The sequence below is a fragment of the Treponema sp. TIM-1 genome (assembly GCF_046533115.1).
Lineage (GTDB): Bacteria > Spirochaetota > Spirochaetia > Treponematales > Breznakiellaceae > JAIRMO01.
This window is the reverse complement of sequence record NZ_JAJQRC010000007.1, coordinates 58,087-76,580: the sequence shown is the minus strand read 5'-3', so window position 1 is coordinate 76,580 and position 18,494 is coordinate 58,087. Positions and strand designations below refer to the sequence as shown.

15 protein-coding genes are annotated in these 18,494 nt (G+C 56.0%); 2 read left to right on the top strand and 13 right to left on the bottom strand.

Annotated elements, in window-relative coordinates; all coding sequences use genetic code 11:
• Positions 1-69: 69 nt before the first annotated feature.
• From LQZ21_RS05095 to LQZ21_RS05060, 8 genes are all read right to left on the bottom strand, one after another.
• Positions 70-630, bottom strand: coding sequence for a hypothetical protein (locus tag LQZ21_RS05095; protein WP_411043143.1), 561 nt, complete (start codon positions 628-630; stop codon positions 70-72).
• Between the two features lie 77 nt (positions 631-707).
• The gene (locus LQZ21_RS05090) at positions 708-1,694 is read right to left on the bottom strand and encodes an ADP-ribosylglycohydrolase family protein (protein ID WP_411043141.1); all 987 of its coding nucleotides are present in this window, start codon (positions 1,692-1,694) and stop codon (positions 708-710) included.
• A gap of 5 nt (positions 1,695-1,699) precedes the next feature.
• On the bottom strand, positions 1,700-3,814 hold the full coding sequence (locus LQZ21_RS05085) for an ADP-ribosylglycohydrolase family protein (RefSeq protein ID WP_411043139.1): 2,115 nt from the start codon (positions 3,812-3,814) through the stop codon (positions 1,700-1,702).
• A 19-nt stretch (positions 3,815-3,833) separates the two neighbouring features.
• A complete protein-coding gene (locus LQZ21_RS05080) occupies positions 3,834-5,306 on the bottom strand; it encodes an extracellular solute-binding protein (protein ID WP_411043137.1) in 1,473 nt (490 codons plus the stop codon).
• Positions 5,307-5,322: 16 nt separating this feature from the next.
• Positions 5,323-6,216, bottom strand: a complete 894-nt coding sequence (locus tag LQZ21_RS05075; RefSeq protein ID WP_411043135.1) for a carbohydrate ABC transporter permease — start codon at positions 6,214-6,216, stop codon at positions 5,323-5,325.
• Positions 6,216-7,142 (bottom strand): ABC transporter permease subunit, encoded by a 927-nt coding sequence (locus LQZ21_RS05070; protein WP_411043133.1) that lies wholly within the window; start codon positions 7,140-7,142, stop codon positions 6,216-6,218. Before LQZ21_RS05070 ends, LQZ21_RS05075 begins: the two co-directional genes overlap by 1 nt.
• A gap of 13 nt (positions 7,143-7,155) precedes the next feature.
• Positions 7,156-7,467, bottom strand: a complete 312-nt coding sequence (locus tag LQZ21_RS05065) for a DUF4387 domain-containing protein (RefSeq protein WP_411043132.1) — start codon at positions 7,465-7,467, stop codon at positions 7,156-7,158.
• The gene (locus tag LQZ21_RS05060) at positions 7,455-8,864 is read right to left on the bottom strand and encodes an acyclic terpene utilization AtuA family protein (protein WP_411043131.1); all 1,410 of its coding nucleotides are present in this window, start codon (positions 8,862-8,864) and stop codon (positions 7,455-7,457) included. Before LQZ21_RS05060 ends, LQZ21_RS05065 begins: the two co-directional genes overlap by 13 nt.
• Before the next feature lie 147 nt (positions 8,865-9,011).
• Between LQZ21_RS05060 and LQZ21_RS05055 the strand changes: the two genes are divergently transcribed.
• On the top strand, positions 9,012-9,809 hold the full coding sequence (locus tag LQZ21_RS05055) for an MBL fold metallo-hydrolase (RefSeq protein ID WP_411043129.1): 798 nt from the start codon (positions 9,012-9,014) through the stop codon (positions 9,807-9,809).
• Here the strand turns inward: LQZ21_RS05055 and rpmB are convergent.
• From rpmB to LQZ21_RS05030, 5 genes are all read right to left on the bottom strand, one after another.
• A complete protein-coding gene (rpmB, locus tag LQZ21_RS05050; protein ID WP_411043127.1) occupies positions 9,806-9,997 on the bottom strand; it encodes a 50S ribosomal protein L28 in 192 nt (63 codons plus the stop codon). The two genes, LQZ21_RS05055 and rpmB, sit on opposite strands and share 4 nt — an antisense overlap.
• A gap of 107 nt (positions 9,998-10,104) precedes the next feature.
• Complete coding sequence (locus LQZ21_RS05045; protein WP_411043126.1) at positions 10,105-13,002, bottom strand: ankyrin repeat domain-containing protein; 2,898 nt, start codon at positions 13,000-13,002, stop codon at positions 10,105-10,107.
• A 132-nt stretch (positions 13,003-13,134) separates the two neighbouring features.
• Positions 13,135-14,169, bottom strand: coding sequence for a tRNA (adenosine(37)-N6)-threonylcarbamoyltransferase complex transferase subunit TsaD (gene tsaD / locus LQZ21_RS05040; RefSeq protein WP_411043124.1), 1,035 nt, complete (start codon positions 14,167-14,169; stop codon positions 13,135-13,137).
• A gap of 9 nt (positions 14,170-14,178) precedes the next feature.
• Positions 14,179-15,405, bottom strand: coding sequence for a divergent polysaccharide deacetylase family protein (locus tag LQZ21_RS05035; protein WP_411043122.1), 1,227 nt, complete (start codon positions 15,403-15,405; stop codon positions 14,179-14,181).
• 91 nt (positions 15,406-15,496) lie between these two features.
• Entirely contained in the window at positions 15,497-16,486 is a 990-nt protein-coding gene (locus tag LQZ21_RS05030) for a hypothetical protein (protein WP_411043121.1), read from the bottom strand.
• Positions 16,487-16,690: 204 nt separating this feature from the next.
• On the opposite strand from LQZ21_RS05030, the gene LQZ21_RS05025 reads away from it, so the two are divergent.
• Positions 16,691-18,436, top strand: a complete 1,746-nt coding sequence (locus LQZ21_RS05025) for an AMP-binding protein (RefSeq protein ID WP_411043119.1) — start codon at positions 16,691-16,693, stop codon at positions 18,434-18,436.
• Positions 18,437-18,494: the final 58 nt, after the last annotated feature.

Here is an 18,494-nt window from a genome sequence, read left to right as displayed (position 1 = left end):
CTGTCAAGGGAGCGCGTTGTCTCATAATTATTTCTTATTTGTCACTTTTAATTTGTACAGCGGCCGGCCTTAGGGACCGCCCATGTCCAGGGCATTTCCTATTTTGGCATTAAATTCCCCTTCGGTCATTTCGCCTTTCAGGAAGTCGGTAATAATAAGGCGGATCACCGGGGGGAATGTTTGCCAATACCGGTCGGGCCAGGAACCCATTTCGCCCCGGAGTTCCCGGTCTTCTTTTTCGTCCATCCGCCCCAGGGAAAAGGCGATAAACTGCTCCACCATGGAGGCCAGAAGATCCCGGGGAAGCGCTTCCCCGGCTTCCTCTTCGGGGATCAACTCCCCGAGGAGTTCCGCGATCTGTTCGTCCCCCAGCTCCGGCGCCTCCCGCCGGATGATCCGTTCCGCCATGGAACGGACCGTGTCCTTAAGGCCCTGTATACCGGCCCCGGTAGTAATCCGGGAGGAAAGGTCCCGGGCGAGTTTCTGGGGATCCGGCAGGTTCCGCATCCCCCCAAAGAGGGCTAAATCCCGGCGCCGCCTTATCACCGCGGCGGCCACCGCTTCAATGGCCTGCTCATTGCAGCGGTTCAAAATATAATCGATTACCCGTACCAATTCCGGATCTGCCATGGGCTAAGGATAATCCTTCGGGCCTTCTCTAACAAGACCGGTAAATTGGGACACCATCCATTAGGATCGATATCCCCCTATCTGATCAGGGCGGCCAGGTCTTCTCCGACGGCTGCCAGATCAAGGCCCTTGGTGAATTGCAGACAGGTCCCCGAGGGATACCGGACCTTTTCCACCCAGGCAGGGGGTATGGCGGAGAGGCCATATTTAGCCCCCAGGATAGCTCCGGCCACCGCCCCGATGGTATCGGCATCCCGGGCGAAATTGGCCGCCAGGACCAGGCCGCTTCTAAAATCCCGGTGTTCCAGCTTCAGCACCGCAAATGCTGCGGGAATAGCTTCGGCGGTAGTGGCCCAGGTGCTGGCCCGGAGGCGGTCGTGGAGGGGCATCCAGCAGTCCAAGATATTTCCCTGGGCTTCCTCAATCAGCCTAAAGGCTGTGGTCAAATTATGGTACAGCCAACTATCGGAGGGGACGAATTTCATGGCAGCGCTGATAATTTCTTCCATGCCGCCGTCAACCATGGCCACCGCCACCGCCACCGCCACGGCCTGGGCGCCCCAGATACCGTCCCCGTAGTGACTTATGGAGGCATCAATTTCCGCCAGGGCGGCGGCCCCTCCAGGATCACCGGCTTTTATGATACCCACCGGGGGAATCCGCATGGCCGCGCCGTCGCTCATGTGGAAGGTACTGAATTTCCCCGAAAGGGGGGGCCGGAGTCCTGCCCGGAGGTTATCCGCCGCAGCTTTTTCGCTGGCCCCACCCCGCTTGTATTCATCCTGGACCACCACATTCTCAAACCAGGCCCGCACCACCGCATCTTCGGTTAAAGCCCCCCCGCAGGTGATCAGGGTTTTCGCGGTGAGGAGGGCAAATTCGGTGTCATCGGTACTCCAGGATGCCCCGGAGTTAAAATCGGTGGTGATACCGTAGGTCTCCCGGTTGGCCTGGGTCCTTGCCGCGTCCCCCAGGGAATCCCCAACGGCTAAACCGATAAGGGCCCCCAGCGCCTTTTCCCGGACCAGAGCCGGGTTCTTAATCAAATCTTCTCGTGTTTTCATATATCTCAAAGCTCCCGCAGGGTAAGATTGCCGAATCCGCAGCGTCCCATACCGAATAGGGCGTATCCCGCCATACCGTGATCCAGGGAACTGTCCCGGCAGCTTAAAAGCCAGGTTCCGTCAATGGCCGCCCTGAGTTCTTCCCCCCGGGCTTCAAACGCTATACGATAGGGTCTATCGTATTCCCAATGAAAGGGGACCGAAACCAACCCTGTCATGGTTTTATCCTGTTTCAGTATGGATACCCTGCCGGCGCCGTCAAATCCGGCATAATACCCCCGCCGGGCTCCCTGGATACGCAGCCCCGCAAGGTGGGAAACCCCATTGTGGGGAACCAGAGTTCCCTCCAGGGATATGTCCCGCATATAGTAGTTCCCCGTCATGGCCTCCCCCCGATCCGCCGTCATAGCCTCCATATATACGGTCCCCAAAGGGTCCCGTTCCAGGCTCCAGGCGCCCCGGTTATGGCTAAAGGAGGTAACCGAACCAAATTCCTTTGCCTGTTGGGCCAGATCGATGGTATAGTTCCCCTTACCCTCAGCGGTAAAATGGTCAATATACAGGCAGCCCAGATCCTTGTTTTTTACCGGAGAGTTCGCCTCAAGGATAAGTCCCACCTCGTCGATCATGGCTCCCACAAGCCGGGGATCCTCCGGGGATATGGTGAAGGTGAGTTCATGCCAGTCCGGGTCCCTATATATGGCCCCCCCCAGGGGGATACAGGCCTTGGTGGCGGTGTTCCGTACATAGGGACTTATGGAAATACTTTCCCCGCTGAACCTCTCCAGTCTAAAACGGATACGGACGGTTTGTCCCGGATAAATGGTGGGGGAAAAAACCGGCATATACCGTTCGTCGTCAAAATCCTCCCGGCGGTAGAAAGGCTTGTAGTAAATCCTGCAGCTTTCCCCCCGGATCATGCGGTCAAAGAGGACCTCCAGGGCGCCGGAATTGTTTACCCCGCCCCGGGGGTTATGCCGGGCCCGGCAGGAATTGGGGTTGGAAAGACGCAGATTATGGGTTGAACCGGGGAGGAGAAAATCAAAGTCCACAGTCCCGTCGGTAATCCGCAGTAGATCGGGGACCTTTTCTTTCTGCAGCCGATAATGGGCGGCAGCTATTTTTTTGGCATAACCGGGAATGTCCAGGATATTAAGGCTTCCGGAAATGCCCGAAAGCACTACCCCGTCATTGACGGGAATCCGGTAAGCTTCGGGGATCCCCGCTATCCCGTAGGCCACCCCCAGGATGGTCCCCACATTGCCGGCGTTACAGTCCGTATCCCAGCCGGCCATGGTCGCTATTTCGATGCCCTGGGAAAAACTTCCGGCATATACCAGGGCCATGGCACATACCCCCGCATTGGGAATGATGTGACAAGCGCCGGGGTATTTGTCGTACCCCCAGTTTTCCTGTAAATAGGTCAGGCAATCCCGCCAGGAACCGCCGTGGTCCCGGTGAAACTCCCGGACACCCCGGACCACCCGGGCATAGGAGCTTTCCGGGGGAATGTGATCCAGGGCAGTATCTAAAATTCGATCCCGGCCGTCAAAGGCCGCGGCGATACAGGCGGCGATAAAAGCCGCCCCATGCAGGGCTTCGCCATCGTGGGAAACACCCGCCGCGGTAAGCGCCAGTTTCGCCGCCATCCCGGGATCGCCGGGACAGGCCAAACCCCAGGTGTCGATAAATATCTGTCCCCCGATCTGCTCCGCCAAGGTTTTACCGTTGGTGACTATGGAACCTGATCGGGGGGCTTCCACCCCCTGTTTGAGGTTTTCGTAGGCCGTATGTTCGGTACTGATCCCGTACCCGCCCCACCAAAACATGCCCACCCCGTCCCGGGTATAGTTTAACCAGGCTTCGGCCACGTCCTGGGGCCGGAGGCCGTGGTCAAAGGCCCCATCCTCCAGGGCCCGGAAGAAGTAGACCGGCCCGTTCACATCATCATCGGCGGCGAAATTTTTAAAATCCTTTACATACCCGGTAATTTCACCGTAAAAACGCTTGATCCGGTCACTGGTCCACAGACTCGGTTCCACCGGGGCCCCTAAACGGATCCCGATATTCATGCCCAAAAAACCAGCGTAGACCTTGGTAAGGTATTCCAAATCGGTCATATATTCCTGAGCCGGACCGCTAGTTGAGGACCGTGGCCAAATATTCACTGATCTGGGCGCCGCCGCTGGCATTCCATTTGGTGACAAATTCGGCAAAGTCTGAGATCGGCCGGACCCCCCGGATAATGTCGGTGGAATACTCCAGGTAGAGTTTATCCATGGCGTCCTTGAGGGGTATCAGATCTTCGGGAAGCACCACGTTGGTGTCCGGGCTAAAGTATTGAGAGGCGGCTTCCAGGGAGGCGGCCCCCGCTTTGGTCATCACCTCCCCTACCACATTGGAGGTATCCAGGCCGTTGAACCCTTCATGGACCCGGGCCCACCAGGAGGAAAACGCCGGGGTAAGGACATATTTACCATCGACTAAGTTGTAGTGGGTCCCTTCCAGACCCAGTTTGTCCAAAACCCGGCCCTGGGGACTGGCCATAAAATCCAGGAAAGCCCAGGCCGCGTCTTTAACCTGAGAATCCGCATTGATGGCGAATCCCCGGGGCTCCTTGGAAACGTCCAGGCTCTGGTAGGCGTGGCTTATCCCCTTGGCCGGAGGCAGTACCACCAGGTGGACCCCCTGGGTCTCAAACATCTTGTTGTCATACACATCGATCACCGCCCCGGCAGACCCGGAAACCCAGCCGGCGGTTCCCTCATAAAAAGCCTGCTCCATGGTATCCCAAGCTTTGGTGACGTATTCATTGTCCAAAAGGCCCTCCCGGAAGAGTTTCGCGTAAAAGTCCAGTTTGTTTTTATTCTCGTCGGTCACGTGATAATACACCCAGGCATTGCCTTTTTTCATAATCGTGGAAGTAACCCCAAAGGCATGGTTAAATACCGCGTCGAGTTTAAGGATGGTACCGTCGGTGGTGACAGGCCATTTGACCAAGCCCGTATCTTTCAGTTCTTTAAAGAGGGCGTAATAATTATCCACGGTGGGGTCCGCCATGAGGGCCGGGGCGCTTCTAAGCTTTTGGAAGTGATCCTCCCGGATAACGGGGATCTGAATCCGGGGCGGGGCAAGCCACAACAGGTAGGGATAATTTGCCAAGGCCGCCTTGTTATGATCCTGTAAAAGCCCCTTAACCCATTGGGACTTTTCCACATAGGGACCTAAATCGATAAGCAGCCCTTCCTGGGCTATAGGTAAATCGCCGCCCTGAAAATAAATCACGTCCGGGGTAAACTGCCCGGTACGGAAGGCAATGGGAACCACCGTGGCATAGGCGCCGGTGGGGGCACTGAGGAATTCCAGGTCCACATACATACCCTGGGAGGCCATACCCTCCTCAATCAAAAGTTCCAGTTCTTTGGTTACTTCCTTATCCGTAATGGGGTCCACATCTTTTTTGATATAACTCACCTTTACCGGATTTTCCGCGGTTCCTATACCCGCGCCGGCGCTTAGCTCCTGGGGCTGCTCCTGCTTGGAACATCCGGCAAACCAAAAGACGGATAATCCCAGCATGAGGACAAAAAGAGAGAATAGATACTTTTTCATAACAAACCTCCTATGGTTATTCTTTTATACCTCCCCCCATCACATCCTTGGTATAAAATTTAAGGACCAAGGGGTAAAGTAATAGGATCGGAATCATGGCTACCATAATGGTAGCCCCCTTTAAGGCGTTGTAATCGGCCCGGGCAAATACATTATAATCCCAAATGTTCTGTTGGCCCAGGATGGATATGGTATCCCCTAATACCACAAATTGCCGGAGTATAACCTGCAGCACCGTATCGGTGGATTTACGGGTCAGGTAGATGCTGGCTTTAAAATACTCATTCCACCGGATTACCGCGTAAAACATAGAAATGGTGGCCGCCCCGGATTTTACCAGGGGCAAAACAATGGAAACCAACATCCGCCAGTGGCCAGCCCCATCGATACGAGCCGCCTCGCTGATGGACTGAGGCACCTGTTCAAAATAACGCATCATAATGATGAGGTAATATACATTGACCGCGGTTACCAGGATAACCGACCATTTGCTCCCCATAAGTCCTATACGCTGGATCAAAAGGTATTCGGGCACTAAACCGGGATTAAAAAGCATCATAAAAATAAGAAACACCATGATAGGTTTTTTTAAGGCTAATTGGGGACGGGTTAATGCATAGGCCGCAGTGGTGGTTAAAAACATATTGATAAAGGTCCCCACCACGGTAATAATCACCGAATTCCACAGGGCGGGCATCAAAATAGGATGCCGGAATACGATACGGTAATTGATAAAATCAAATTCCCTGGGCCAGATGATGAGGCCGCCCATAGAGGGGGACGCCCGGGAACTTGAGAGAGATTTGGCCAATATATTCAGCAGGGGAACTATCATGGTGAGGCTCAGGGCACCCAAGATAAGCATAAGCAAGATCTGACCGGCCGTTATTTTTCGTCTTACCAGGGCCATCACCACACCCCTTTACCGGTTAAGGACTTGGACACGATATGGGTTCCCAATACCAAAAAGACCCCCACCACCCCTTTGATCAGGCCCACCGCGGTGGCCAGGGAATATTGCCCCTCCACCACGCCGATGCGGTAAATATAGGTATCCAAAATATCGATGGTACTTTCCACTGCGGCATTGGAGAAGTTTAATACCTGATCAAAGCCCGCGTCCAGAAAAAACCCCAGGTTCAGGATAAAAATGGTGATCATGGGGGTGACCAAGGCGGGGAGTATGATCCGGCGGATCATGGTAAAACGGCCCGCCCCATCGATCTCCGCCGCCTCATAAAGGGAAGGATTTATGGTCAGGATGGCGGTAAAAAAGAAAATCGAGTCCCAGCCCAGACTACGCCAAGCCTCACAAAACATCAATATCCACCGGATCATCCCCCGGTTGGTCATAAAATCCACCGCCGGCGCCCCAAACAAAGCGCGGATCTCGTTTACCCCGCCGGAGAGGGATAAGGCGTTGATCCAAATACCCGCGATTACCACCCAGGATAAAAAGTGGGGCAGATAGGAAACAATCTGGATATACTTACGGAACAGGGAAAGCCGCAGTTCGTTCAGCATAACCGCGAAAATCACAAATCCGGGGAAAAGGAGTATATACTTCATTACGCTGATAATCAGGGTGTTGAGGAGGATCCGGGAAAAGGCGGGACTCGTGAAGATCATTCTAAAATAACGCAGCCCCACGAATTGCCAGGCCCCCCGGGCGCGGAACTGAAAAAAGGCCAAGCGCATATTAAGGATAGGGATGACCCGGAATATAACAAAAAATAAAAGCGTGGGAAGCAGCATGAGGTAGAGAACCCGTTCATTCCACAACCGTTTCCGCCAGGGAACCGATATATTCAGCAAAGCCGGCATATGGTTTTTCATACCGTATTCTCTCCTAAGGGATAAGCAATTCCATCAAAGGGACGTGTTGTTGTGCCCCATATACATCACGGTCGCCGGAGGTTCCCGAAGACACGGCCCGCTTATAGGTAATTTTGATACCCAGAGCGGCTTCAAAAAAAACAAACTCCTGAATATCCCCGGGGGCTAATCCGTAGGCTGCCGAGACAGACCCCGGGGTAATAACCCCGCTTTGTACCACCCGGCGGTACTGTTCCCTATCGTCAAACAAAACATCCAGGGTGATAAGAAAGGGACCTGAATTTTTGCTCCGCAGTACTTTGGCCAAATCCCCTAACCGTTCCATCCCGTCCTCCTTTCCGGGCTTTGCCCCCGGGAAGCTTCCCCGCCGGGAGACCACCATTCCAGGGGGAACAGAGCGGTCGGATCATCTACCGGCATAAGGTGGTACACCGAAAATTCGTAGACCGCACCGAATTCCACATCGCTGGGGGCATAGGGAAAGGCCAAATTCCCCGCAGTGGACTTTCGCCCCTGGTATCCGTAGTGCATAAAGGTTGAACGCAGGGACGCGCATAAGGCGGATGCCAACTCCTGGGTGTCCGCCAGGACTTCAAAAAGCACCCCCAGTTCATGGGGTATTTGTTTTGAAGGCTCCAGTTCCCCCATAACACCATTCTTACCGTAGTTAAAAAAGTTAATGCAATACCGGTCCCCGGGGATCTCCCGGTACTGTTCGGCCACACTTGTCCTGACCGCCGTTTCCACGGCGTCAATTTGTCCGATTAAAAGGGGATCCCGAACCCCGGCAATCACCAAGGTCCGGTAAGCTACCCGGCGGGCCCCCTCCAGTTTAATACAATAGGGAAGGACAGCCTCCACCTTACTCCCGGTAACCCGGACCCGGCTGCCTTCCCGTTGGGTAAAGGTACAGCGAGACAGATCCAACACCACCCCCGGACCGTGGTGAATATAGGGATGGTCCTTTTCATAAAAGGTATGGGCGGCTACGCTGAGGGGGGTACAGCGCCGGGAAGAATCGCAGGGGTACACTTCAAAATAATCTTCCTCCAGAACCCCCATCATACAATCCTTGGCGGTTCCGGGGTCACAGCACAGGGCTCCGCACTCCAAGACCTTACCCAGGTGGTAACTCAGGGCGGGGTCATATCCCCGGTGTATACCCAGGGCCGCAAAGGGAGCCGGATCATAGGCCCTGCCGCAAATAATAAGCCCCGCCCCCCCATCCAGGGCCTTGAGGATGGGTTCCACCCCCATTTGGGCCACCACCCCGGTGGTTTCGGCCAAGACCTCCTCCCGGAGGGGCGAGACCCCTTGCCCCAGCGGGGTAATTTTACCGGCGCGAAGGGCCTTCCGGATGACCCCATGGGAGATATCCGCCCAGATAAGCGCCGTTTTTATGGGACCGAGGTTTTCTTCCCGCCAAATTTCATCGATGATCGACAGGGTCCATTCCATATGGATACAGCCCCCACTCCCTCCGGCGGAACCGATAATAACCGGTATATTCAGGGAGGCGGCGCCGGTGATGATCCGTTTGAGGTCCTTTTTTGCGGCAAGACGGCTCACAATGGCCACCCCCGCACCGAGCTTATGGGGACCCGCATCGGTGGAACCGGCGTCAACGATAATCGCATCGGGTCTGTCGGCTAGTCCGGCCGAAAAGGAACTATCAGGAAACCCATAGCCCAGAATGCCGCACGGAGAGAGTATTTTGACCATCCATTATTCCTTTGCCCCATAAAGCGATCCCCAGTATATAACCAAATAAAGCTATTTGTCAAATTTTCCGGATCGACCAAAATTTGTACCTGGCACTCCGCCCCCGGCCCGCTATGCAGCCCCGCCTGTTTTGAGCATACTATCCCCATGAGACTGGTTGTACTCGGTTCAGGCACCTCCCATGGGATACCGGTGGTGGGTTGTGACTGTCCGGTGTGCCGTTCAGAGGACTCCCGGGATAAGCGAATGCGGGCATCCCTTTATATCGAAGGAGCCGGGGGAGAACGGGCGGTGATTGATACGGGGCCGGAATTCCGGCTTCAGGCGCTCCGGGCGGGGATACGCAGGCTGGACGCCCTCTTCCTCACCCACTCCCATGCGGACCACATCCACGGCTTGGACGACCTGCGGCCCCTGTGTTCTGAAGGGCCCATTCCGGTTTACGGGAACCGCCAAACCCTGGCGGAGTTACGGGAGCGGTTCTCCTATATATTTAAACAAACCCAGCAGGGGGGAGGGAAGCCCCGGATCATCCTTAAGCCGGTCCGGGGCCCGGTCAGGCTGGGGGGCCTTACCCTTACCCCGGTGCCTGTCAAGCATGGGGACCTGGACATTTTGGGCTGGAAAATAACCGAAGCGGGGATGGAAGCGGCGGTCTACCTTACCGACGTAAGCCATATCCCCCAGGTCTCCCTGGACCTTATCCGTAACCCGGCGGTCTTTTTTATCGGCGGCCTCAGGGCCCGGCCCCACGAAACCCATTTTACCTTTGCCCAGGCCCTGAACACGGCCCGGGACCTGGGGGCAAAAGCGGCGTACCTTACCCATATCTGCCATGAACATTCCCACCGGGATATTGAGGAATACTGCCGGGCTTTTCAAGAAAAAACAGGCGCCCCGGGGTTCATGGGGCCGGCCTATGACGGTCTGGAACTGGTACGCTAAACCTTTTTGGTGATAATATCGCTTTTAAGGCATCGGGTACAGATCTTAAGGGTGATGGTGGTCCCCCCAATTTCAGTCTTGACCTTTTTCAGATTAGGCTTCCAGGTGCGGCGGGTATGATTTTTTGCGTGGCTCACCGAATTGCCGGTAATCGTGTGTTTTCCGCATATATCGCAGGTCCGGGACATAACAAACCTTCCTTAATAAGAAACCTCCGCGCAAGCGGGTTCTTGGGTATCTTGAGTAGCAAAACACTAGCAAAAATAACAAATAAGATCAAGGGCCCGGGACGGAATTATTGGTCCAGCAGGAGGATAATTCCGGCGGAACGGCGCATTTCCCGGGCGAGTTGCAGGGGGGTTTTGCCGTCCTGGTTTCTGATATTTCTATCGGCCCTCAGTTCAAGCAAATATTTGATGGTTTCCTCCCCGGCGCCCTCATACCGGACCGCATGGTGCAGGATGGTATCGCCATTGGAGTCCCAGGTGTGAATGGCCGCCCCACCGAACAGGGCGTTCATCGCGGGTTTCCCCTTGTCAAGGGCTATCCGCGCCGGACTTTGCCCATCCTGGGCACGGGAAAAAACATCCGACCCGTTATCGACCAAAAACCGCGCCGTGTTCCAGGCCTCCAGGTCCACGGCCAGCCTGAGGGGGGTACGCCCCTGGGGGTCAAGGGCGGTGACTTCTCCGCCCCGTTCAAGGATGAGCCCCAGCATGGGCAGGGAAGCGCCCTGCTGAACCGCGATATGCAGGGGGGAGCATCCATCGCCATCGGTAGATTGGATCCAGTCATTGGTGAGCAGGGTCCAGACCATCTGGGGAGAATTGGTTTTGGTTAAGGCGAGCTGGAAAGGGCTCTGTCCCTGGAGGTTTTTTATGTGGATATCGGCCCGGTCTATGATCAGGCTGACCAGATCGAAGCGATCCATGGCAATGGCGATATGCAGGGGGGTATTGCCCCAGATATCACGAACCAGGGGATCCGCGCCGGCGGCCGCGAGATACGCCACCATCCCGGTCAAGCCCGCCCGGAAGGCTTCCATAATGGGGGTATTGCCCGCATTATCCCGTACTTCCAAATCAGCGCCGTTTTCGATCAACAGCTTTTCAAACCCGGACATTCCCAGCCGTACCGCATCATGGAGGGGCGTTTTTTTGTTCATAGTATTGGGGGCATTTATATCCGCGCCGGCCTTGATCAGGGCTCCCGCCCCGGCCATGGCATTCCAGCGAATCGCCATGTGGAGGGGGGTATTCCCCTGGTTGTCCCGGACGGAGACCGAGGCCCCCGCCAAGATCAGGGTCTGAACCGTGGAAAGGGCATTGATCTTAATCGCCTCGAAGATGGGGGGCTCCCCGGCGTTATTTTGCGTGTCAACCGCCGCCCCGCTCCTGACAATGGTGGGAATATGGGCGTCCTGCTTCCACTGGGCCGCATAATGGAGGATGGTATTCCCCAAACCATCCCGGACATTGATGACCTTGGGGGTCAAGGCCCATTCCCGCAAACCGCCGGGGGCGGTAAATATCAGGGAGAGGGGGGTTTCACCCGCGGCATTGGTGATAAACAGATCCGGCTCAAAGGGGGAGGACAAAAACAGTTCCCCGCTTTCCTTGACGTTTTGCCGTATCGCCAGATGGATGCTGGTGTCCCCTGCCCCATTACGGGCATTAATCCACGCCCCGGTTTTCAGCATAAGGTTCACGACCGCGGCGTCCCCGCGATGCCGCACGGCTTTATGCAAAAGGGTATCCCCGTTACGGTCATACAGAGAAACGGTTCCCGGGGTAATCAAAGCCGGCAGCGTTGGGCTCTGATCCAGCAGCGCCCGGTCAAAGGGGCTTATCCCCTCATTATCCTTCGCAAAAATATCCGAATTATAGGACAGTAGGGGGGCAATATAGGTAACCCGGTTCTCCTGGACCGCAAGGTATAGGGGGGTCTTGCCGTCATTATTACGGATCGATACATCCGCCCCGCCGGAAAGCAGGCGCAGAATAATCTCCGCATCCCGGTTGAGGGTGATCATCGCGTGAAGGGGGGTATCGCCGTATTCATTCCTGATATTCGGATTGGCCCCGTTGGCAAGGAGAAAATTCAACACTTCCCGGTGCCAATTTTCGGCAACGGCCAAGTGCATCGCGGTATTTCCCCTGGTATCCTGGGCATTTATATCCGTCTTGCCGGCGATGAGCCGCCGCATAATGTTAATATTGCCCCGCTTAACCGCCTCGTGAAAGGGGGTGGCGCCGGCGGCATTCCGGACATCGACCTTCGCCTTTTTATCCAGTAAATATTGGAGCAGCCCCTCATAATTACCCGCCGCGGCAAAATGCAGGGGCGCGTTTCCGTCTAAGCTCGGGATGTTATAATCGGTGTTTTGAACCGCCGGGGCTAAATAACTGAAAAGGGGATTTTCCGAATACGCCCCCGCCAGGATGAGCTGCTCCGCGGTTCTCATCGCGCTGATGCTTTCCGGCCGGCTCAAGGCAAGATCCAGGGCGGTTTTTCCCTCGTTATCCCGTTTATTGACGGAGCCTTTTCCATCCGTCACGGCGATACGCCCGATGAGCTGGTATCTTTCCTCCCCGGCGGCGATATGCAGGATCGTCCGTCCCAGGGCATTCGTGGAGCTTACGGACCGCGGGTTGAGGAAGGCGGAAAAATAATCGCCCCCCCGGAGCAGAACATTTCGGGCCAGGGTTGAATTATTTTCATGGATATCCGCCCCGGCTTCGACCAGGAGTTTAACAATTCGGATATTGGTTTCCCGATCCTGTTGTATCTTTTCTATATTTTTAGTGGCCCTCCGCCGGACAAATGCCGGGGTGGTTTCATCCTGTAAGATAAGACGCTGTTCGGCTTCTAGGGCCTCGAATTTGTTTAAATTTTCCCAGGTGATCCAGAGGGGGCTCCGGCCCTCGTTATCCTTACGGTTTACATCCCCTCCCAGGTCAATGATAAATTTAACCAAACTATCGTCCAACAGATCCACCGCCATGTGAATCGGCGCCCTGCCCTGATCCTGGCTGTCCTCATTGGGGGAATTAACATCTCGCATTCCCTGGAGAAATTCCCGGGCTTTTTGCCGTTTGTCCAGGGAAAGCTCCGTCCAAACAGGCTGACTCTGGCATCCCGAAAAAATCAGAAGCAAAACAGCGATAAGGACAAAAACGTATCCAAAACGCATGGCAATTCCCCTTGAACCAGTTTCAATGCAGCCGTTTTTGAAACAACCGCTTCTATTATATATCCAAAAAAGGGAATTTGTTAAGAGCATATCCTACTTTTTAGTGCTTTTTTGGGTGAAAACACCCCCTGTTCACGGATATGACCGTTTAAAGGCCCGGACCCGGGCGGAGGCGGTGGTACTGAGGGGGGAACGATCCCCCCGGACCAGGTACCGGTACCCCAAACCGGCGATCATGGCGCCGTTATCCCCGCAAAGTTCCAGGGGGGGGAAGAGGCACCGGAGGTCCTTCCGTTCCGCCAGCCTGAGCCGGAGGTACGAGTTGGCAGCTACCCCCCCGCCGGCGACGATGGTTGTGAGCCCGATGTCCTCCACGGCCCGGAAAAGGCTCCTCAGCAGGATATCCACCGCGGTTTTTTGGAAGGAAGCGGCAATATCCTGGGGGCCGGCGCTTCCTTTTTTGACCTGAAAGTGCGCCAATTGGTTTATCACCGCGGTTTTTAGTCCCGAATAGGACAGATCATAGGGGTGATCCCCCTTGTACAGGTTGGGCAGGGGGAAGCGGAATGCCTCGGGATCGCCGGTTTGCGCCAGTTTATCGATAGCGGCCCCGCCGGGATAACCAAAACCGTAGTATTTCGACACCTTATCGAAGGCCTCCCCCACGGCGTCGTCAATGGTAGTTCCCAGGACGGTGATATCGTCAAAATCATCCACCCGGCAGATAATGCTGTGTCCCCCGGAGACGAGGAGCCCCAAAAAGGGGTATGCCGCCCCGGATAGGGGGTCTTGGGGCGAATGGTGCAGCTGGCAGGCGTAGAGATGGGCCAGCATGTGATCCACCGCGATAAAGGGAAGATTCCGGGCCCAGGCAAAGGCCTTGGCAAAACTCACGCCCACCAGGAGGGAACCCAGCAGTCCCGGATGGGCCGTAACGGCTACCCCCCCTATATCGCCGGGGCCGATGCCGGCATTATCCAAGGCTTCCTTGACCACGGCATAGATCCACTCGGTATGCTTACGGCTTGCTATTTCGGGGACCACCCCGTTATAGACGGCATGAAAGGGGATCTGGGTGGCCACCACATTGGATAAGGGGACCCTGCCATCCTCCACCACCGCGGCGGCACATTCGTCACAGGAGGATTCGATTCCTAAAATCTTCATGTACCCAGGTCACCAAAATTCTTCCAGGCTTGCCGTGCCCATCATGAACCGGGATATGGTCGAAAGGGAATACCCCTCCTCCACCAGATCGGGATAAAGCTCTTCCAGGGTTTCGGCAAGCTCCGTAGACCAGGTATGCCCGATCATCACCGCCGATCCCTTGCGGTCCGCCTGCCGGAGTCCATCCTGGACATACCGAATCATGGCGGCCTTTTCCTGTATATTGTCTAAAAACACATCGCGCTCCCCAATCTTTATTCCCATACGCTTCGCAACCGCGGGCGCCGCCGTATCGGCGGTGGTCCTTGAATCCAAAAAATATATCCTATGTTCCCGGCATAGGGCAAGTATGATCTCCATGATCTCCGGCTCCATGGTTATTTTTGAGCCCTGGTGATTGTTCATCCCTGCCACCGGGCCTATCTCCGCTAAATTCCGCTCCACTATGGCCCGAATTTCCCCGGCGTTCATCCCCGTATAGATCGCCCCGGGACCCGGATTTTGTCCCCCCAGGGCCTCCATGGGCTGGTGGAGGAACACCTCTTTACCCGCGGCCCGGATACGCCGGGCGGCTTCGGCGGAATGGGGCAGCCCCGGCAGTACCGCTATGGTAAGGGGGCCGGGAAACCGGAGGAAAGGGTCCAGCTCCGCAAGATTGTTCCCCGCGTCGTCGATGATAAAAACCAGGACCTTTGGCCGGGCAGGCCCCGGCCGCTCCGGCGGACCTGCCCCGGGGGAAATTGGCGCGGTCCTAAGCGGTTCCACCGGCTTTGCTGCCGGGGGCTTGGCCGGGGTATGGGGCTGCTCCGGTTCCGCGGGCGTAACCCTGGGCGGCGGCTCCGCAGGCGGCGTCTTGACCCGGGCCGGGGCTTCTTCAGGAGGGGACTTGGCCGGAGGCGGCTCCGGGGATCGTTGGACCGGGGGGGATTCGGCAACCGGCAGCTCCCGGACCCGCTCCGCCGGAGGAACAGGAGCCGCGATTTCCTCCGGGGGTTCCGCCGCCTCCTCTGCGGGGAGTAACGGACCGGCTGAGACCGGAACGGATTCCTCCGGCGCCGCGGAATGAAGGGTAATCGTTATCACGGAAATCATCATTGCCAGGCCAATCAAGGCCACCGCAATGAGTACCACGAGGATCTGGTCCTTTATCACCAGGGCTTTGCGGGTCCGCTTTTTCCGCCGATGAGCCTTTTTTCCGGCGGGAACAGCCCCCCTTTTTGAACGTTTTTCCACCATTTTTGAAGATACCCTTTCGGCTGCTATTGGTCAATGAGGGGCTTTTACAAAGTGGTGCCCGTTATCAGGGCATATTAGTGTCTACCAGGTGCTATAGGCTGAACTTTGTGGTAAAGTTTAGCCCGGGGGTTCCGGTAAATACGTTGATGGACGCGCCCAATGATGTTTGAAACACCAGCCAGTCAAAGCCGAATCCGCCGAAAAATTGCATCTGGAAAAAAGATTTTTCCGGTCCCAGGGTTGCATTTATTTCAGTAATATTCGCCGGATTCGCCGGTACCGGCACCGTTAACGTTATGGTTCCTTTGTTTTTACCGGTCATCATTTTGAGTCCCAAATAGGGAATAAAAAAGCCGCCCAGGGTATACGACGCCTGGCCGCCAAAATAAACGGTATTGGTGGAAAGTTCCCCATCAAAATATTCGGTATCCAGGTTAAGGGCCCAGCGGGCATAACCCAGGTTGGCGGAAACATTCGGGATGGCCCCGTTTTGCTTGATAATTAAATACCGGGCGTCCAGCCCCCAATTCGTCCATCTTAACCCTATCCCTGAATCACCGCTTCCCAATAACGAGCCCAGATCCAGGGTAAAAAATGAAAAACCCAGATCAAAGGGAAGATTCACCCCGGCGGTTTTAATTCCGCCGATCCGGGCGTCTATCGATATAGAGGGCAACGGCAACATCGGGAAGGGAATTATGTCGTCACCGCTCAGGATTTTTCCGACTTTATTGAGATTGTCGGTCTTCATAAGCCCGGCACCGACATTCAAGAAACCGATGGTAAAATGGGGAAGCTCCCGGGTTACTTTGCCGGATTTTTTGGTAATTTCGGGGTACGGATTTTGAATCAGGTAACCTATCCAGGCCCGGGGCTCAATATTCTGCTGGGTCGCCGCATCGGGAAATACCCTGACAAAGGAGTCCATCATATCCGACATCTCCCTTTCGGCATTCTCCAAATCCTTCATAGCATCCTTCACCTCAGGTATATTCTCCGCCCCAGGCGGGAGCACGATTTCCGAAAACCCAAGTCCGCAGAGGACAACCAAACATAAAACCACGAACACCCACTTTTTCATGTCGACCACCTTTATAAGTCCCCGCAGGACCATAGAGTTATTTGAGATAATTGTCTCCTTTTTATCATCACCTTAGCGGATTGTCAAGGGGTCATATTGACCCAAAAACCGGGTAATTTTGCAACCTTAACCCTCTGCTGCTCCTCTAATAGAGTGTCCGGAAGCCGTAAGTTCCGAACAAGTCCCATATCCGGGGGTACAGGGGTGATTTATTTAGAAAAAATGACCATCGCCGAATTGGGGCTTAGGGCAGCGGAGAAATACCGGCAGCGGAAGGCCTTTGAAATATACGGGGACGGTCATCTATACGCCGGGGTAAGTTTTGAGGAATTCGGCCTGCGGATCCGGCAGTTCGCCGCGCTGCTCTGTTCCCTGGGGCTTAAGCCGGGGGACCGGGCGATGATCCTCTCGGAGAACCGCCCCGAATGGGCCATAGCCTATTTTGGGACCGCCCTGGCAGGGGTGGTGATCGTGCCGGTCCTCACCGATTTTCCCGCCGGGCATATCGCCGGCCTCGCGGCCCACGCGGAGGTATCCGCCCTTTGGGTAAGCGGCAAATTTGCCCAAAAACTGGGAGCCGCTGGTTTTGATCCCGATATCCCCGTGATATACCTGGACACCCTCCGGGAGGAGGAAGCCGCCGGAGGGGAACCAACAACCCATGCCCCGGCTGCCGTGGGGGGGAGCATCCGGGTTTCTATCCGGGGAAAGGTAAAGGAGATCCCCCTGCGGAAAATGGATCCCCGGAACCCCCGGGTCCCGCTATTCCCTGCATCCGGGGAGGATGACCTGGCGGCGATCATCTATACCTCGGGGACCACCGGTACCAGCAAGGGGGTGATGCTCTCCCACCGCAACCTGATCTTTACGGTCCTCGCCGCCCGGTCCCTGGTAAAAATCTTCCCCCGGGACCGGCTTTTTTCTATTATTCCCCTGGCCCATACCTACGAATGTACCCTGGGCTTGCTGATGGCGGTCCTGAGCGGGGCTTCCACCACCTACCTGGATAAGGCCCCCTCCCCGGCGGTGCTGATCCCGGCAATCCAGGCCCTGCGGCCCACGGCGATGCATACGGTTCCCCTGATCATCGAAAAAATATACCGGGGCCGTCTGCTCCCCGGCTTAACGGCCAATCCCCTGTACCGGTTCCCCCTGACCCGTCCCCTGGCGCTTAGTCTGGCGGGACAGAAACTGCTGTCCTTGTTTGGCGGGGCGGTCCGCTTTTTCGGCGTCGGGGGAGCCGCCCTGGCCGGGGACACGGAACGGTTTCTCCGGAAGGCCCAATTCCCCTATGCGCCGGGATACGGCTTGACCGAAGCGGCCCCCCTGGTGGCGGGAACCGGCCCCTTCAAAGCCCCGGCAGGGGCTGCAGGGAGGGTCCTGAAGGGGGTGGAGGTCCGGATCGTGGATAAGGACGGCCGGGTGGTGGGAACCAGCCTCCGGGGGCGTACCCCCTACCGGCCCTTTGCCGAAGGGGAGATCCAGGTCCGGGGGCCCAATATCATGCTGGGGTACTATCAGGATGAGGGCCTGACCCAAGAGGCCTTTACCGCCGACGGTTGGTTTAAAACCGGCGATCTGGGCTGTTTTGACCGGCGGGGCTTTCTCTACATCCGGGGCCGGCTTAAAACCATGATCCTGGGGCCTTCGGGGGAAAATGTCTATCCCGAAGAGATTGAGGGGCTGCTCACCAGTTCCGGCATGGCGGAAGACGCCCTGGTCTACCCCGGGGAGCGGGGGGAGCTTATCGCCCTTATCGTGTTAAGCGAAAAAGCAAAAACCATGCTGGCCGCCATCGGCGAGGTCCTGGGAGACTTAAAAAACGCGGTTAACCAAAAGCTGGCGTCCTTTTCCCGTATCAGCCGCATTGAGATTAAGAACGAACCCTTTGAAAAAACCCCTACCCAAAAGATCAAGCGGTTTTTATATACGCCGGGGGGAGAGAAGTGAATTAAGCAATTCACCGCAAAGGTGAAGAAAGCGGAATTAAGAAATTTACCACAAAGGC

Coding starts and splice junctions, on each gene's coding strand:
- LQZ21_RS05070 (WP_411043133.1), bottom strand. CDS start 7,142: ATGAAAAACCATATGCCGGCTTTGCTGAATATATCGGTTCCCTGGCGG.
- LQZ21_RS05065 (WP_411043132.1), bottom strand. CDS start 7,467: ATGGAACGGTTAGGGGATTTGGCCAAAGTACTGCGGAGCAAAAATTCA.
- LQZ21_RS05095 (WP_411043143.1), bottom strand. CDS start 630: ATGGCAGATCCGGAATTGGTACGGGTAATCGATTATATTTTGAACCGC.
- LQZ21_RS05055 (WP_411043129.1), top strand. CDS start 9,012: ATGAGACTGGTTGTACTCGGTTCAGGCACCTCCCATGGGATACCGGTG.
- LQZ21_RS05060 (WP_411043131.1), bottom strand. CDS start 8,864: ATGGTCAAAATACTCTCTCCGTGCGGCATTCTGGGCTATGGGTTTCCT.
- LQZ21_RS05045 (WP_411043126.1), bottom strand. CDS start 13,002: ATGCGTTTTGGATACGTTTTTGTCCTTATCGCTGTTTTGCTTCTGATT.
- tsaD (WP_411043124.1), bottom strand. CDS start 14,169: ATGAAGATTTTAGGAATCGAATCCTCCTGTGACGAATGTGCCGCCGCG.
- LQZ21_RS05075 (WP_411043135.1), bottom strand. CDS start 6,216: ATGGCCCTGGTAAGACGAAAAATAACGGCCGGTCAGATCTTGCTTATG.
- LQZ21_RS05035 (WP_411043122.1), bottom strand. CDS start 15,405: ATGGTGGAAAAACGTTCAAAAAGGGGGGCTGTTCCCGCCGGAAAAAAG.
- LQZ21_RS05080 (WP_411043137.1), bottom strand. CDS start 5,306: ATGAAAAAGTATCTATTCTCTCTTTTTGTCCTCATGCTGGGATTATCC.
- LQZ21_RS05085 (WP_411043139.1), bottom strand. CDS start 3,814: ATGACCGATTTGGAATACCTTACCAAGGTCTACGCTGGTTTTTTGGGC.
- LQZ21_RS05090 (WP_411043141.1), bottom strand. CDS start 1,694: ATGAAAACACGAGAAGATTTGATTAAGAACCCGGCTCTGGTCCGGGAA.
- rpmB (WP_411043127.1), bottom strand. CDS start 9,997: ATGTCCCGGACCTGCGATATATGCGGAAAACACACGATTACCGGCAAT.
- LQZ21_RS05030 (WP_411043121.1), bottom strand. CDS start 16,486: ATGAAAAAGTGGGTGTTCGTGGTTTTATGTTTGGTTGTCCTCTGCGGA.